At 64.0% G+C, this 14679-nt stretch carries 14 protein-coding genes; 4 read left to right on the top strand and 10 right to left on the bottom strand.

The genetic code is table 11. From position 1 onward, the window contains the following. Nucleotides 1–207: 207 nt before the first annotated feature. Nucleotides 208–921, bottom strand: coding sequence for a winged helix-turn-helix transcriptional regulator (locus LJY18_RS14790; protein WP_238042697.1), 714 nt, complete (start codon nt 919–921; stop codon nt 208–210). A gap of 136 nt (nt 922–1057) precedes the next feature. Between LJY18_RS14790 and LJY18_RS14785 the strand changes: the two genes are divergently transcribed. Both LJY18_RS14785 and LJY18_RS14780 read left to right on the top strand, forming a co-directional pair. Then, nucleotides 1058–2023 (top strand): carbon-nitrogen hydrolase family protein, encoded by a 966-nt coding sequence (locus LJY18_RS14785; protein WP_238042581.1) that lies wholly within the window; start codon nt 1058–1060, stop codon nt 2021–2023. Between the two features lie 182 nt (nt 2024–2205). Continuing rightward, on the top strand, nt 2206–2640 hold the full coding sequence (locus LJY18_RS14780; RefSeq protein WP_238042580.1) for a GFA family protein: 435 nt from the start codon (nt 2206–2208) through the stop codon (nt 2638–2640). 15 nt (nt 2641–2655) lie between these two features. Here LJY18_RS14780 and LJY18_RS14775 read toward each other — a convergent pair whose 3' ends face one another. From LJY18_RS14775 to leuS, 5 genes are all read right to left on the bottom strand, one after another. After that, nucleotides 2656–3948, bottom strand: a complete 1293-nt coding sequence (locus LJY18_RS14775; protein WP_238042579.1) for a lytic murein transglycosylase — start codon at nt 3946–3948, stop codon at nt 2656–2658. A gap of 73 nt (nt 3949–4021) precedes the next feature. After that, nucleotides 4022–4180, bottom strand: coding sequence for an alternative ribosome rescue factor ArfA (gene arfA / locus LJY18_RS14770; protein ID WP_079204644.1), 159 nt, complete (start codon nt 4178–4180; stop codon nt 4022–4024). A 426-nt stretch (nt 4181–4606) separates the two neighbouring features. Continuing rightward, nucleotides 4607–5653, bottom strand: a complete 1047-nt coding sequence (holA, locus tag LJY18_RS14765; RefSeq protein ID WP_238042578.1) for a DNA polymerase III subunit delta — start codon at nt 5651–5653, stop codon at nt 4607–4609. A 42-nt stretch (nt 5654–5695) separates the two neighbouring features. Then, nucleotides 5696–6307, bottom strand: coding sequence for an LPS-assembly lipoprotein LptE (locus LJY18_RS14760; protein ID WP_238042577.1), 612 nt, complete (start codon nt 6305–6307; stop codon nt 5696–5698). 84 nt (nt 6308–6391) lie between these two features. Further along, nucleotides 6392–8998, bottom strand: a complete 2607-nt coding sequence (leuS, locus tag LJY18_RS14755) for a leucine--tRNA ligase (protein WP_238042576.1) — start codon at nt 8996–8998, stop codon at nt 6392–6394. 200 nt (nt 8999–9198) lie between these two features. Here leuS and LJY18_RS14750 point away from each other — a divergent pair, with 200 nt between their 5' ends. After that, the gene (locus tag LJY18_RS14750) at nt 9199–9651 is read left to right on the top strand and encodes a hypothetical protein (protein ID WP_238042575.1); all 453 of its coding nucleotides are present in this window, start codon (nt 9199–9201) and stop codon (nt 9649–9651) included. Nucleotides 9652–9677: 26 nt separating this feature from the next. After that, complete coding sequence (locus LJY18_RS14745; RefSeq protein WP_238042574.1) at nt 9678–10445, top strand: YdcF family protein; 768 nt, start codon at nt 9678–9680, stop codon at nt 10443–10445. A gap of 162 nt (nt 10446–10607) precedes the next feature. Here LJY18_RS14745 and lnt read toward each other — a convergent pair whose 3' ends face one another. The 4 genes from lnt to LJY18_RS14725 all read right to left on the bottom strand — a co-directional run bounded on the left by lnt (nt 10608) and on the right by LJY18_RS14725 (nt 14605). Further along, entirely contained in the window at nt 10608–12128 is a 1521-nt protein-coding gene (lnt, locus tag LJY18_RS14740; RefSeq protein ID WP_238042573.1) for an apolipoprotein N-acyltransferase, read from the bottom strand. A 142-nt stretch (nt 12129–12270) separates the two neighbouring features. After that, a complete protein-coding gene (locus LJY18_RS14735) occupies nt 12271–13110 on the bottom strand; it encodes an HlyC/CorC family transporter (protein WP_238042572.1) in 840 nt (279 codons plus the stop codon). Nucleotides 13111–13149: 39 nt separating this feature from the next. Then, nucleotides 13150–13608, bottom strand: a complete 459-nt coding sequence (gene ybeY, locus LJY18_RS14730) for an rRNA maturation RNase YbeY (RefSeq protein ID WP_238042571.1) — start codon at nt 13606–13608, stop codon at nt 13150–13152. After that, on the bottom strand, nt 13601–14605 hold the full coding sequence (locus tag LJY18_RS14725) for a PhoH family protein (protein ID WP_238042570.1): 1005 nt from the start codon (nt 14603–14605) through the stop codon (nt 13601–13603). Before LJY18_RS14725 ends, ybeY begins: the two co-directional genes overlap by 8 nt. Nucleotides 14606–14679 lie beyond the last annotated feature (74 nt).

Below are 14679 nucleotides of genomic sequence, written 5' to 3'. Positions count from 1 at the left end.
CGGCCGTTGCTCGGCAACCTGAGTGCCGGGCCGCTATGACCGGCCCGCTACGGAGTGCCAGCTATCATGTCGACCGGCAGACCCAAGCAGTCATGACCGACTGAGCAGAATGCCCGCGCAGCGAGCCTCCATCGGGGGGCGCTTTATTGTTTCTGGGGCGTGGGTGTGCTGTCGCTGCGATTGGCCCGGGTCGGGGCACGGCGCCCCCTAAGAGGCTGTGCTGCCATCGCCCTGGGGCCGCGGTGCGTTGCGCCGAGTGGTGGCGAAGGCGCTGGTGCCAAGCCAGCGCCAAAGGTTCTGCGCATCCACAGGCGCGCCGAGCACCTGCAGCTCGTGCGCCTGCAGCACTTCTTGCGGGCTGCGTTCGCCACTCCAGACGTCGGTGAGGGCGCGCACTGTCGCGTCCACCACCAAGGTTGGCTCGCGACCGGGATCGTCGCGGCAGAGGTCGGCCACGCCCTGCTCGACCAGCAGCCACCACGCGGATTCGCCAGGCCGGGCGTCGCGGAAGCTGAACTGGATGACCACCGGCCGAGGCGGGAATTCGGCGATGCACACGAAGCGGCGCACATCCCACATCAGCAGACCGGCGTCGAGTTCGTCGTCGCGCAGACGACTGCCGATCCAGTGCGCGCCCCAGTGGCCGAGCGCCATGATGATCGGGCGCAAGTCTTCGCCCGCTTCGGTCAGGCTGTACTCCCAGACCTTGCCATTGGCCCTGTGCCGCACCACACCGAGCTCTTCCAGGTGGCGCAGGCGCTGGCTCAGCAGGCTGGTGGACATGCGCGGTACGCCGCGGTGCAGATCGTTGAAACGCTTGCTGCCGCACAGCAACTCGCGCACCACCAGCGGCGTCCAGCGTTCGCACAGCGCCTCGGCGGCGCGTGCGACCGTACAGAATTGCCCGTAGCTGTCATCCATCATGAACTCTCAATGTTGGGGCGTCTGGGGTTCAAGGCGCCAGATTCAACACTTCAGATTCTGGACTAGTCTGCTTGATACGCCAGGCGCAGGCTGAAGCTTCGATAGCGAAAGCGTCCACGCCTAGGAGAGCATCATGACCATGATTGCCATCATCCAGCGCCCACCCGTTCTGCTCGATCGCGCCGCGACCCTGGCGCGAGGCGTGCAGTCGGTTGCCGAGGCAGCCTCGGCGGGAGCCACGCTGGTGGTCTTGCCCGAGCTGTTCATTCCCGGCTATCCGTCGTGGATCTGGCGCCTGGCCCCAGGCCGAGATGGCGCGTTGCTGAGTCTGTTGCATGGGCGACTGCTGGCCAATGCCGTGGACCTCGCCAGCGCGGATCTCGACCCCCTGTACCAAGCGGCCCGCGAGCATGGCGTTACCGTGGTCTGTGGGCTCAATGAGTGCGAGCGGCGCCAGGGTGGCGGCACCCTCTACAACAGTGTGGTGGTGATTGGCGCCGACGGTGAGCTGCTCAATCGTCACCGCAAGCTGATGCCGACCAACCCCGAGCGCATGGTGCACGCGCCCGGCGATGCCGCTGGGCTGCGCACGGTGGACACCCCCGTCGGCCGCCTGGGAACGCTGACTTGCTGGGAGAGCTACATGCCGCTGGCCCGCTACGCGCTCTATGCCCAGGGCGTGGAGATCTACATCGCGCCGACCTACGACAGTGGCGACAGCTGGATCGGCAGCCTGCGCCACATCGCCCTCGAAGGCCGCTGCTGGGTGCTCGGCAGTGGCACCGTACTGCGCGGCAGCGACATTCCCGAGGACTTTCCCGGCCGCGAGCAGCTGTTTGCCGATCCGCAGGAATGGATCAATGACGGCGATTCGCTGGTGGTCGACCCCATGGGTCGGCTGGTGGCGGGGCCGTTGCACCGCGAGGAAGGCATTCTGTATGCAGACATCGATGTCGGCCAGGTAGCGCCGGCCCGGCGCACCCTAGACGTCAGCGGGCATTACGCCCGCGCTGACATCTTCGAGTTGCAGGTGCGGCGTACGCCGGCGACAAGCCTGCGGCAGATCGACGACTACCAGGCCGTTGAAAAGCATAGGTGAGGCAGTCGAGGCTAGACAACAGCAGGCGCAACCCAGCACGCCGCAGTTTGCGTGTTGTAACGGAGCATTTTTCGGGGGCGCCAAGTCTGGGCCCCCCCCAAGCCTGTTTTTAACGACGAATCGACAACATAGGTCGCTTTTCAACGGCCTACAAGCCTGGGTAACGACAGAGGAGAGCAAGCATGAGTAGCGAACAGCTTTACCAGGGGCACTGTTTCTGCGGCGCGGTGGAATTTACGGTCAGCGGCGAGCCGGTGGCAATGGGCTATTGCCACTGCCAGTCATGTCGGCAGTGGTCGGCCGCACCGGTCAATGCTTTCACCCTGTGGAAGCCCGAGGCGCTGACCGTGACCCGCGGCGCCGACAATATCGGCAGCTACAACAAGACGCCGCGCAGTAGCCGCAAGTGGTGCAAGAGTTGTGGCGGTCACCTGTTCACCGATCATCCGGAAATGGGACTGGTCGATGTGTATGCGGCTCTCGTCCCGCAACTGGCCTACACGCCAGAAGTCCATGTGCATTACCAAGAGGCGGTTCTGCATATCAAAGATGGGCTGGCGAAACTGCAGGATGTGCCCACGGAGATGGGCGGCTCGGGGCTGACTATGCCTGAATAGCCCGGCCATCCGGTCTCAGAGCGGCGTGCGTAGCCGCACCAGCAGTTCCTGGGTCGGGTAGCCGTCGGCTGGCCAGCCCAGTTGCAGCTGGAAGGCGCGCACAGCCTTGCGTGTCTTGGCGCCAATGATGCCGTCGGCCGCCCCTGGTTCCAGGCCGTTCTGGGCAAGCAACTCCTGCAGTTCGATGCGCTCGCTGCGCCCCAGTTGACGCTCCTCGCGAGGCCAGGCGGCATGGACGCCGTCGCCGCCGCGCAGGCCGTCGGACAGCAGGCCGATAGCCAGGGCATAGGAGGTCGAGTTGTTGTACTTGAGAATGCTGCGGAAATTGCTCAGCAGCAGGAAGGCCGGGCCGCGATGACCGGCCGGCAGCAGCAGGGTCGCCATGGTTTCGGTTGCCAGGTGCTGGGCTGGCGAACCGAGCGGTTCAACGCCCAGAGCGGTCCACTCGGCCAGGGTGCGGCGTACTTCCGGATCGGCCAGGCTGTAGTCGAAGGCCTGCGGCAGGCGCGCCTCATACCCCCAGGGCTGGCCTTTCTGCCAGCCCGAAGCCTGCAGGTAGTGGGCTGCCGAGGCCAGGGCGTCAGCCGAGGAACTCCAGAGGTCGCGGCGTCCATCGCCGTCAAAGTCCACGGCATGTTCGTTGTAGGTGGTGGGCATGAACTGGGTCTGGCCCATGGCGCCGGCCCATGAGCCGACAAGGCGTTCCGGGGTAATGTCGCCATGCTGAAGGATCTGCAGCACGGCAAGCAGTTGGCTGCGCCAGAACACCTGGCGACGGCCTTCGTAGGCCAGGGTGGCGAGCGAGCGGATCACATTGTGATTGCCGATATTGCTGCCGAAGTTACTCTCCAGGCCCCAGATCGCCACCAGGGTTTGCCGGTCCACGCCGTAGCGTGCTTCGATGCGGGCGAGCGTGTTGCCGTGTTGCAGCAACAGGTTTTTGCCACGGGCAAGGCGCTGGGGGGAGACCGCACCATCCAGGTACTCCCATACCGGACGGGTAAATTCCGGTTGGCTGCTGTCGGCGACCAGTACGTCGGGGTTGGGGCTGACGCCGGCGAAGGCGCGATCGAACAGCGCCGGGTCGATGCCGGCGGCAATCGCATCGCTGCGCAGTAGGACGCGCCAGTCGCTGAAGCTGAGTTTTACGGCGGCCGCCGCCGGTTCAGGCTGCTTGTTCGAGATACTGCTCGGGCTGTTGGCTGCAGTGGCCAGCGATTGCGCGGGCGCTTCGCTACAGGCTGTCAGGAGCAGAAAGAGGCAGGCCGAGGCGATGTGGCTCAGGCTGCGAAGTAGCAGGTTGGGCATGGTGGTCTCAAGGCGTTTTTTGCAGGCCGCTACCTTATCACGGTTGAGCCGTCAGGCGGGCTACAGCTGGGTTTCAGGCTGCCAGAAGGACTGAAGCCTCCCAGTTTTGCTGGGAGGCTTCGCGGCGGTAACTGCCTTTGCCTTTACCGGGTTTTTCCTGACGACAGCGGAACAACGGCTGGGCAATCAGGGATTTGGCCTTGTTCGGGCGCTGTTTGCGGTTTTTGGCCATGCTGGGTCCTCATTGGCTGCCCACGACCTGCGGGTGCGTGAATAATGATCCGTTGGTTAAAAAATGTCCAGCTGGTGGCCTGTGCGGGGTGGTTGGTTCACCTTGGCTAGCTTGAGTTTTATCAGGGGGAGGCCCGACCTCGCTGTGTCCCGCGCGGCGACCGTATCATCGGGCTGCCCTGAGGGGCATTCGTCCCATTTGGATGGGAAGAGCTAAGGCCTACTCGGAGACATTTTCGAAGGCGGATCGGCCTCCTGCAAGGTTCTGGGCAGGCTTGAGTCCATGGGTAAGTGGACTCGCTGGCCCAGCCGCTGGCAGCCGGGCGCCGGAGGTGCTTGAAGCATGGGGCTTGGCGCCGTGAGGTATGGGATGTCCGCAGGTGGGGCTTATCGCCCATTTCCCTGGAAGCTATTGGCGGTTCGGGGGTTACAGGCCGGGGTCGCTGGGCAGGTTCAGGCGTTGGCCGCACAGGCTCAGGCTCAGCATGCGCAAGCCGCTCCAGGGATCGCCTGCGGCTTGACCCTTGATCTGCGCGTCGATGCGCTGGGCATCCTGCAGAAGCGAGGCCCAGCGTGCGGCGGAAAGACGTTGCAGGGCTTTGCTGACCAGCGGTCGGCGTTTGTCCCAGACCGGTGGGCGCGCCGAGCTGAAGGCTTTGTCCAGTGGCATGCCCTGGCCGTATTGCTGGGCGATGGTGGCGAGCAGGCGGATTTCGCGGGCCAGCGCCCAGAGAATCACCGGTGGCTCGACGCCTTCACCGCGCAGTCCTTCGAGGATGCGCAAGGCATGCACGGCTTCGCCGTTGAGCGCCGCATCGATCAGGCCGAATACGTCGAAGCGGGCACTGTCGGCAACTGCCGCCTGCACCGTGCTGACCTCGATCTGTCCGCCTTCGGCGAGCAGCTTGAGTTTCTCGATTTCCTGGGCGGCGGCCAGCAGATTGCCTTCCACCCGCACGGCGATCATTTCCACCGCTTCCTGGCTGGCGCTGAGGCCGGCCTGGGCCAGGCGTTGGCGAATCCATTGCGGCAGTTGGTGGGCATCGACCGGCCAGATCTGGATGAACTGGCACTGCGGGCCGTCGATCAGGGCCTTGGCCCACTTGGTTTTCTGCGCGCTGCCATCGAGCTTCGGCAGGCTGATCAGCAGCACGGTGTCTTCCGGCGGCCGCGACAGGTATTCGAGCAGCGCTGCTGCGCCTTTGTCGCCGGGTTTGCCGGAGGGCAGGCGCAGTTCCAGCAGGCGCTTGTCGGCGAACAGCGACATGCTGGCGCCGGCCTGCAGCAGGTTGCCCCAATCGAAGCTGGCGTCGGCGTTGAAAACCTGGCGTTCGCTGAAGGCCTGCTCACGGGTGGCGGCACGAATCGCGTCGCAGGCTTCCTGGCACAGCAGCGGTTCGTCGCCACTGACCACATACACCGCCGCCAGGTTGCCCTGGAGGTGCTTGCCGAGTTGTGCGGGGTTGAGTTTCATCAGGCGTTCACCGGCGGGGCCGCGGCGGCGACCCCGGCAGGTCTACTGGCTGTGCGTCGGCAGTTGCACGGGCGACTGCTGCGGTTGTGCGGCTTCACGCTGGCGTGCGGCTTCCAGGGCATCGGCTTCGACTTTGGCCTTGGCTTCGGCGGTCTGCTGCAGTTGGTCGAGCTGGGCCGGGGTGACCTGTTGCAGGCGCTGGACCAGTTGCTGCACCAACTCGCGGCGCATTTCGCTGCGCAGTTGGGTGGCTTCCTGATCGGAGCCGACCAGGTTGTTGCTGTCCTGCGCGTAGAAGTTCTGCGCTTCCAGCTGATTGCTGGTCAGCAGCAGGTCCTGTGCGCCACGAATCTCGTAATCGAGGGTCATGGTCAGTTCGTATTCGGCAGTCCGAGCAGAGCTGGTGTAGCTGGCGGTGCGCTGGTTTTCCTGCTCGTTGCTCAGCACCAGGCGATAGGGGGCGCCGGAGTGAACGCGCACGCCGTTGTCTTGTAGTACCTCAGTCACCTGCTTGAGCGTATCGCCATAGGCGTTGCGCGCGCTGACATCGAGTTCCTTGAGGGCGAATTCGACATCACCGGTGCCGCGCAGCTGGAAGCCGCAGGCGCCGAGCAGTGCAGCGAGGCCGATTACCAACAGATTCCGTTTCATCATCTTTGCTATCCCCTTGGCGAACCTCTCGATGCGCCGCCTTGCGAGCGCATCGAGCTTTGTCGGTTGGCGACTATATTAGTTGGCTTAGTTGGCGACTATGTTGACCAGCTTGCCCGGCACCACAATCACTTTGCGGATGCTCAGGCCTTCGGTGAAGCGCACTACGTTTTCGTTGGCCCGCGCCGCTGCTTCGACTTCCTCGCGGGTAGCCGAAGCGGGCATCTCGATATGACCGCGCAACTTGCCGTTGACCTGGATCACCAGCTGCAGGCTGTCCTGTACCAGCGCCGACTCATCCACTGCCGGCCACTGGGCGTCGATGATCGCGCCCTGATGGCCGAGTTCCAGCCACAGTTGGTGGCTGATGTGCGGGGTGATCGGGGCCAGCAGCAGGGCCACGCTTTCCAGACCTTCCTGGAGCAGGGCGCGATCCTGGGCGGTCTCTTGGGCGGCCTTTTCCAGCACGTTCATCAGGGTCATCACCTGGGCGATGGCGGTGTTGAATTTGTGGAATTGGCCAACATCGGTGCTGGCCTGCTTGATGGCCAGGTGAATGGCGCGGCGCACCTCTTTCTGGCTATCGCTCAATACGGTCTTATCCAGTGCGCCCGGCAGGCTCTGGCTGACGTGGTTCTGCGCCAGGCGCCAGACCCGGCGCAGGAAGCGGTTGGCACCTTCGACACCGGAGTCAGACCATTCGCAGCTCATGTCGGGCGGCGAGGCGAACATCATGAACAGGCGGCAGGTGTCGGCGCCGTAGGCATCAATCATCGACTGCGGATCGACGCCGTTGTTCTTCGACTTGGACATCTTCTCGGTGCCACCGATTTCCACCGGCAAGCCATCGGCTTTCAGCTTGGCGCTGATGACCTTGGCCTTTGCGTCACGTACCAGTTCCACGTCAGTCGGGTTGAACCAGTCCTTGCCGCCGTTATCCAAGGTGCGGTAGTAGGTCTCGGCGACCACCATGCCCTGGGTCAGCAGGTTCTTGAACGGTTCGTTGGAGCTGACCAGACCTTCGTCGCGCATCAATTTGTGGAAGAAGCGCGCGTACAGCAGGTGCAGAATCGCGTGTTCGATACCGCCGATGTACTGATCCACCGGCAGCCAGTGGTTGGCTGCGGCGGGATCGACCATGCCGCCCGTGTAGTGCGGTGAGGCGTAGCGAGCGTAGTACCAAGACGACTCGACGAAGGTGTCCATGGTGTCGGTTTCGCGCTTGGCCGGCGCGCCGCATTTCGGGCACGTGCAGCTGTAGAACTCCGGCATGCGCGCCAGCGGCGAGCCGGCACCGTCCGGTACCACGTCTTCCGGCAGCACGACTGGCAGCTGGTCTTCCGGCACTGGCACGTCGCCACAGACGTCGCAGTGGATGATCGGGATCGGGCAGCCCCAGTAGCGCTGGCGGCTGATGCCCCAGTCGCGCAGGCGGAACTGGGTGCGCGATTGACCGAGGTTTTTCTTCTGCAGGGTGACTTCGATGGCGTCGAAGGCTCCCGGGAAATCCAGGTCGTTGAAGACGCCGGAGTTGATCAGGCTGCCGTGCTCGCCATAGGCGTCCTGCCAGGGCGCCGGGGTTTCGTCGCCGGCACTGGTGCGGATCACCGGCTTGATTGGCAGGTCGTACTTGTGGGCGAACTCGAAATCGCGTTCGTCGTGGGCTGGAACGGCCATGACCGCGCCGTCGCCGTAATGGATCAGCACATAGTTGGCGACCCATACCGGCAGCTTTTCGCCGGTGAGCGGATGCTCGACGAACAGCCCGGTGGGCAGGCCTTTCTTTTCCTGGGTAGCGATGTCGGCTTCGGCCACGCTGCCACTTTTGCACTCGTGGATAAAGGCTTGCAATTGCGCGTTGTTCTGCGCGGCAAGCGTCGCCAGGTGGTGTTCGGCGGCCACCGCGACGTAGGTCGCGCCCATCAGGGTGTCGGGGCGGGTGGTGAAGACTTTCAGTGCGCCGCTCTCGCCGATGCTGGCGACGTCATAGGGAAAGCTGACTTCCATGCCGCGCGATTTGCCGATCCAGTTGCGCTGCATGGTCTTGACCTGTTCCGGCCAGCCATCCAGGTCGTCCAGACTGCTCAAGAGTTCTTCCGCATAGGCGGTGATCTTGAAGTAGTACATGGGGATTTCGCGTTTTTCGATGACCGCGCCGGAGCGCCAGCCGCGGCCGTCGATGACCTGCTCGTTGGCCAGTACGGTCTGGTCCACCGGATCCCAGTTGACGGTGCCGTTCTTGCGGTAGATCACGCCTTTCTCGAACAGGCGGGTGAACAGCCATTGTTCCCAGCGGTAGTAGTCCGGCTTGCAGGTGGTCACTTCGCGCGACCAGTCGACGGCCAGTCCCAGGCTTTTCAGCTGGGTCTTCATGTACTGGATGTTTTCGTAGGTCCACTTGGCAGGCGCGACCTTGTTCTTCATCGCGGCGTTTTCCGCCGGCATGCCGAACGCGTCCCAGCCCATCGGCTGCAGCACGTTCTTGCCGAGCATGCGCTGGTAGCGGGCAATCACGTCGCCAATGGTGTAGTTGCGCACGTGGCCCATGTGCAACTTGCCGCTGGGGTAGGGGAACATCGACAGGCAATAGAAGGTTTCCTTGCCTGGCTGTTCGCTCACTACAAAGGATTTTTGCGAGTCCCAGTGGGACTGCGCAGCGGCTTCGATTTCGCGTGGCTGATACTGTTCGTGCATGGCTACCGGCGCTAAAAATAGGGGCTTGCGGAAAACGCCGTAGCATACATGACCCCCCGCAACTGAGGGAAACCCTGATTGCACCGCAAGGCCGGCGCAAGGCGACGCATCGCCGTTTGTCGCGACGCTGGGCTGGTTCAAGGCCTACCGCTAAGCTTTAAATATGAGCTGGGCGATTGAGTCCGGCATGAGGTGAGTGGATGGGCGAGTTGCGACGGGCAGAGGCGTCAGGGGCCGGGGGGCTTTATGAGCGGTTGTTGCAGCGCCTGTCAGTGGCGCTGGATGAAGCCGACAATATGGCTCGCCTGTCTCCCAAGGCTCCGGAGGAATTGGAACTGCGTGACCTGACCTCTGCCGAGTTGGAGTTGATTCGTGCCTATATGGATCATGACCTGAATTGGTTGCGGGGCTGGCATGCGGCGGCCGAGGAGTTGGCGGTGATAGAGCGCTGGCCCGCGCGCGCCGCCAAGACCAACCGTGCCACGTTGAGAGCGGCGGGTAAGCCCCTTGGCAAGATCAAGCCGCTGGTCAAGCGGCGAGTACAGCTGTGTTGTGCGCTATGCGGTGCGGTTGTCAGCTGGCGGCCAGGGCGGGGCGTACAAGCCTGCTCTTCGTGCGGCTCGCAGCTGTTCCGGGCGAGCGATCAACGTTAGGCTACCGGACGCCCGGGAGGTGTCCGATGCCTATTCGTTACCTGTTCAAACAATTGTTGCTTCCACCGGGTGTATTGCTGCTCGCGTTGCTTGTCGCCTGGTGGTTACGCAAGCGGTTTCCGCGTATGGCCGCCGCCTGTTTCGGCCTGGCGCTCGGGGGGCTGTGGGTGCTGAGCCTTCCCGTGGCGGTGGAGTGGTCGGCGCGTTTGCTGGAGAGTGAACCGGCGCTGGCCGAGGCGCGCTGGGTCGGTCTGGCGCAGCAGGTGGATGCGATTGTCGTGCTCGGTGCTGGACGCGAACAGGGCGATCCGGCCTGGGGTGATGATCAGCCCAGTCCGATGGCGCTGGAGCGCCTGCGCTATGCCGCGCGCTTGGCCAAGGCCTCGGGCGTGCCGCTGGCGATCAGTGGGGGGCTGCATTATGGCCAGCCACCCAGCGAGGCCGCCCTGATGACTGAGGTGCTGGCACGTGATTACGGCGTGCCGGTGCGTTGGCAGGAGGAGGCGAGTCGCACGACGTGGGAAAATGCGGCCCGCAGCGCCGAGTTGCTGCATCAGGACGGGGTCAGGCGTGTGCTGCTGGTCACTCAGGCCTGGCACATGCCCAGGGCGCGCTGGTGTTTCGAGCAGGCGGGGTTTCAGGTCCTGAGCGCGCCGGTTGGCTTTCTCGGCGTTGCCAACGGCCGCCCGGCAGGTGGTTGGCTACCGGAAAGCAAGGCGCTCTGGCAGAGCAGCCTGCTGCTCAACGAGGCACTGGGGCTGCTGCTCTATCCCCTGGTTTACGGCCAGCCCTAAGCTGCAGATCGCAGGCTCGCGGTCTGCGCCAGCTCAGGCTGGATGAACAGGCCGTCATCGCACCGGGTCTATTCTCATCGTCCAATTGCAGTTCTGGTTACCAGGGCAGGTCGCCGAATGTGCTGCCTGCCTGCCTGCGCTGGCCGAGTAGCCAATCCGCAGTTACAGCGTTCTGGCCATGCGTCCCGCCAGTAACGCCCAGGCGAACAGCAGGCTGCAGAGGACCAGCAGCGGCCAGCCGCGCCAATACAGGTAAGGCGTCAGTCCGTCCATGGGCACCACCTCGCCATAGAGCACGCCTTGTTCGAACTGCGGCAGTTGTTCGGTGATCCGGCCGAAGGGATCGATCAGCGCGGTCAGGCCGTTGTTGGTCGCGCGGATCATCCAGCGCCCGGCTTCGAGGGCGCGCATCTGGGCCATCTGCACGTGCTGCAGCGGGCCGATCGAGCTGCCGAACCAGGCGTCGTTGCTCACCGTCAGCAGCAGTTCGCTCTGTGCGGCGAGCCCGGCGGCAAACTCCGGGTAGACCACTTCGTAGCAGATGAAGGTCGCGATCTTGTAGTCCTTGGCCTGGAGCAGCGGCTGGTCGGGCGAGCCGCGGGCGAAGTCTGACATCGGCAGGTTGAAGAAGGCGATCAGTCCGCGCAGCACCTCCTGCAGGGGGACGTACTCGCCGAAGGGCACCAGTTTCTGCTTGAGGTAGTCACCATCGCCCTGGCCTACCACGCTGACTGCGTTGTAGTAGCGCGGCTGCCCACGCTCGTTGGCCTGGCGAATGGGTACGCCGGTGATCAGTGCGGCCTGGCGCTCGCTGGCGAAGCGACCCATGGCGCTGAGGTAACCGGCCGCCTGCTCCTTGAGCACCGGTACCGCGGTTTCCGGCCAGATGATCAGGTCAGTCGGTTGGGCGCCGAAGCTCAGGTCGCGGTACAGCGCCAGCTGGGCGTTGAGTTGGGCGGGGTCCCATTTCAGGTTCTGCTCGATATTGCCTTGCATGGCCGCGACCTTGAGTGGTTCGCCGGCCGGGGTGGTCCAGGCGTGACCCTTGAGGGCGAGGCCGGCGATCCAGGGAGCGGTCAGCAGCAGTATGCCGCTGACGAGAAAGACCTTGCGCGCACGCAGTTGTGCCAGGTTGACCAGCAGCGCCGCGCTCAAGGCGAGGACGAAGGACAGCAGCCATACGCCGCCGACGGGGGCGAGCCCGGCCAATGGGCCATCGAGTTGGCTGTAGCCGGCATAGAGCCAGGGGAAGCCGGTGAGGAACCAGCTGCGAAAGGCTTCCTGGGCCAGCCAGAGGGCAGCGAAGGCCAGGGCGTCGGCCAGTGGCGCCTCGCTGCGGCGCAGCCAGCGTGCCCACAGCCAGGCGGCCAGGGCCAGCAGCAGGCCCAGGCCGGCGACGAAGCCGAGGGTGAGGAAGGCCGCCAGGGCCGGCGAGGCGGCGCCGTAGTCGTGGATGCTGACGTAGACCCAGCTGGTGCCGGCGGCGAACAGGCCGAAGCCGTAGTACCAGCCGCGCCATGCCGCCTGGCGTGGGTGCAGGTCGCGCAGGCCGAGATAAAACAGGGCAATCGAGAGCAGTGCCAGCGGCCACAGGTCGAACGGCGCCAGCGCCAGGGTGGTGATGGCGCCAGCCGCCAGGGCGATCAGGTTGCCCGGCCAGCCGGAGCGAGTTATCCAGTGCATTGAATGCAGGTCCTTGGATTGGGGGTGGCGCAAGGGTAGAGGGGAATGCGGAAGGGGGGAAGGTTTGTCGGGAGTAAGGGAATGGGTCTGAGGCAGCCTGTTCCCCGCGCCTTGTCCCTTATCTCCGCGATCAGGCCGCGCTTCAGCGCACCAGCGGGGTCAGGCGCAGCAGGTGGATGCGGCGGCTGTCGGCGTTGAGTACGCGGAAGCGGAACTCGCCGATTTCGGTCACTTCGTTGCGCTTGGGCAGGTGGCCGAAGGCGCTCATCACCAGGCCGCCGACAGTGTCGAACTCGTCGTCGGAGAACTGAGTGTCGAAGGATTCGTTGAAGCTGTCGATCGGGGTCAGCGCCTTGACCAGGAAATCGCCACTGGGCAGCGGTTTGACGTAGCTGTCTTCCTCGACATCGTGCTCGTCCTCGATGTCACCGACGATCTGCTCGAGTACGTCTTCGATGGTCACCAGGCCGGCCACACCGCCGTATTCGTCGATCACCACGGCCATGTGGTTGTGGTTGGCGCGGAACTCGCGCAGCAGCACGTTGAGGCGCTTGGACTCGGGGACAAAGGTCGCCGGGCGCAGCACGTCCTTGATGTTGAAGCTCGGCTGCTGATCCAGCAGCACCAGCGGCAACAGGTCCTTGGCCAGCAGGATGCCGATCACGTCGTCGAGACTCTCGCCCACTACCGGATAGCGCGAGTGAGCGGCGTCGATGATCGAGGGCAGGAATTCTTTGGGCGTCTGGTTGGCTTTGATGCTGATCATCTGCGAGCGCGGGACCATGATGTCGCGAACTTGCAGGTCGGCGACCTGGATGGCGCCTTCGACTATGGCCAGCGCTTCGCTGTCGAGCAGCTTGTTCTGGTGTGCTTCGCGCAGTACTTCCAGCAGTTCCTGGCGGTTTTTCGGCTCATGAGCAAAAGCCTGGGTCAGTTTGTTCAACCAGGACTTTGGCTCGTTGCTCGATCGGTCTTCGCTCATGGGGGTTACTCGGGATCCTTGCTGATGGGCAATAAGTTGCTATTTGTCGTCGGCATACGGGTCGGGATGACCCAGCTCGGCGAGCAGTGTGCGTTCTAGCGCTTCCATTTCCTCGGCTTCGGCATCGTCGATGTGGTCGTAGCCGAGCAGGTGCAGGCAGCCATGGATCACCAGGTGCGCCCAGTGCGCCTCCGGGGCTTTTTCTTGCTCGAGCGCCTCGCGCTCGACCACCGGCACGCAGATCACCAGGTCGCCGAGCAAGGGAATATCCAGCATGCCGTCCGGTACATCGGCAGGAAAGGACAGGACGTTGGTGGCGTAGTCGCGCTGGCGATAGGTGTGATTGAGTTCGAGGCCTTCGGCTTCATCGACCAGGCGGATGGTCAGTTCGGAGTCGGCCGTGCGCTGGCGCAGGGCTATATCGCACCAGGCGCGAAACTGCGCCTCGCTGGGTAATCCGTTGGCCTGGGTGGCGATCTGCAGATCCAGCTCAAGCATGGCCGTTGTCCTGCTCATCGATCAACTTGCCATGTACCCGGTTTTCGTAACGCTCGTAGGCTTCGACGATGCGCTGGACCAGGGGGTGGCGCACCACGTCCTTGGGCTTGAAATGGGTGAAGCTGATGCCCGGCACGTCGCGCAGCACGTCAATCACATGGGTCAGGCCGCTCTTGGTGCCGCGCGGCAGGTCGACCTGGGTGATGTCGCCGGTGATTATCGCGGTGGAGCCGAAGCCGATGCGAGTGAGGAACATCTTCATCTGTTCCAAGGTGGTGTTCTGGCTCTCGTCGAGGATGATGAAGCTGTTGTTCAGGGTGCGCCCGCGCATATAGGCCAGTGGCGCGACCTCGATCACCTGTTTCTCGATCAGCTTGGCCACCTGCTCGAAGCCGAGCATCTCGTAGAGCGCGTCATACAGCGGACGCAGGTAGGGGTCGATCTTCTGCGACAGGTCGCCGGGCAGGAAGCCGAGCTTCTCGCCGGCTTCGACTGCCGGGCGCACCAGCAGGATGCGCCGGATCTGCTCGCGCTCCAGGGCGTCCACGGCGCAGGCCACCGCCAGGTAGGTCTTGCCGGTACCGGCCGGACCGATGCCAAAGTTGATGTCGTGCTCGAGAATGGCTTTAACGTAGCGCTGCTGGTTGGCCCCGCGCGGACGCACCATGCCTTTGCGGGTGCGCAGGGCGATGCTGGGCTCGGCGGTGGGGTTGGCCAGTCCCTCGACACCGGATTCCTGCAGGAACAGGTGCACCATGTCCGGTGACAGCTCCGTGCTTTTGGTTTCACGGTAGAGGCGGCGCAGCAGTTGTTCGGCGGAAGCGGTCTGCTCCGGCGCGCCGATCAGCTCGAACTGGTTGCCGCGGTTGCGGATCTCGATGTCCATGCGCTGTTCGATCAGGCGCAGATGCTCATCGAATTGCCCGCAGAGGCTGGCAAAGCGGCGAGCTTCAAAGGGTTCGAGGATGAAACGATGTGGTTCTATGGGTGCGTTCAAGGTCGTTTGATGGCCGCCAGTCGGCTGGGGTAGTGAGGCGAAGAATACCGCTAGCAGTGCGCGCGGGAAAGCGC

The sequence above is a fragment of the Pseudomonas sp. MMS21 TM103 genome (assembly GCF_022132145.1).
In the GTDB taxonomy this organism is placed as follows: Bacteria; Pseudomonadota; Gammaproteobacteria; order Pseudomonadales; family Pseudomonadaceae; genus Aquipseudomonas.
This window is presented reverse-complemented; position numbering and strand designations above follow the sequence as displayed.

Excerpts from the sequence above, each read along its gene's own strand:
- LJY18_RS14785 (WP_238042581.1), top strand. The coding sequence starts at position 1,058 with ATGACCATGATTGCCATCATCCAGCGCCCACCCGTTCTGCTCGATCGC.
- LJY18_RS14745 (WP_238042574.1), top strand. The coding sequence starts at position 9,678 with ATGCCTATTCGTTACCTGTTCAAACAATTGTTGCTTCCACCGGGTGTA.
- LJY18_RS14780 (WP_238042580.1), top strand. The coding sequence starts at position 2,206 with ATGAGTAGCGAACAGCTTTACCAGGGGCACTGTTTCTGCGGCGCGGTG.
- arfA (WP_079204644.1), bottom strand. The coding sequence starts at position 4,180 with ATGGCCAAAAACCGCAAACAGCGCCCGAACAAGGCCAAATCCCTGATT.
- leuS (WP_238042576.1), bottom strand. The coding sequence starts at position 8,998 with ATGCACGAACAGTATCAGCCACGCGAAATCGAAGCCGCTGCGCAGTCC.
- LJY18_RS14775 (WP_238042579.1), bottom strand. The coding sequence starts at position 3,948 with ATGCCCAACCTGCTACTTCGCAGCCTGAGCCACATCGCCTCGGCCTGC.
- ybeY (WP_238042571.1), bottom strand. The coding sequence starts at position 13,608 with ATGCTTGAGCTGGATCTGCAGATCGCCACCCAGGCCAACGGATTACCC.
- LJY18_RS14760 (WP_238042577.1), bottom strand. The coding sequence starts at position 6,307 with ATGATGAAACGGAATCTGTTGGTAATCGGCCTCGCTGCACTGCTCGGC.
- lnt (WP_238042573.1), bottom strand. The coding sequence starts at position 12,128 with ATGCACTGGATAACTCGCTCCGGCTGGCCGGGCAACCTGATCGCCCTG.
- LJY18_RS14735 (WP_238042572.1), bottom strand. The coding sequence starts at position 13,110 with ATGAGCGAAGACCGATCGAGCAACGAGCCAAAGTCCTGGTTGAACAAA.
- holA (WP_238042578.1), bottom strand. The coding sequence starts at position 5,653 with ATGAAACTCAACCCCGCACAACTCGGCAAGCACCTCCAGGGCAACCTG.
- LJY18_RS14790 (WP_238042697.1), bottom strand. The coding sequence starts at position 921 with ATGGATGACAGCTACGGGCAATTCTGTACGGTCGCACGCGCCGCCGAG.
- LJY18_RS14750 (WP_238042575.1), top strand. The coding sequence starts at position 9,199 with ATGGGCGAGTTGCGACGGGCAGAGGCGTCAGGGGCCGGGGGGCTTTAT.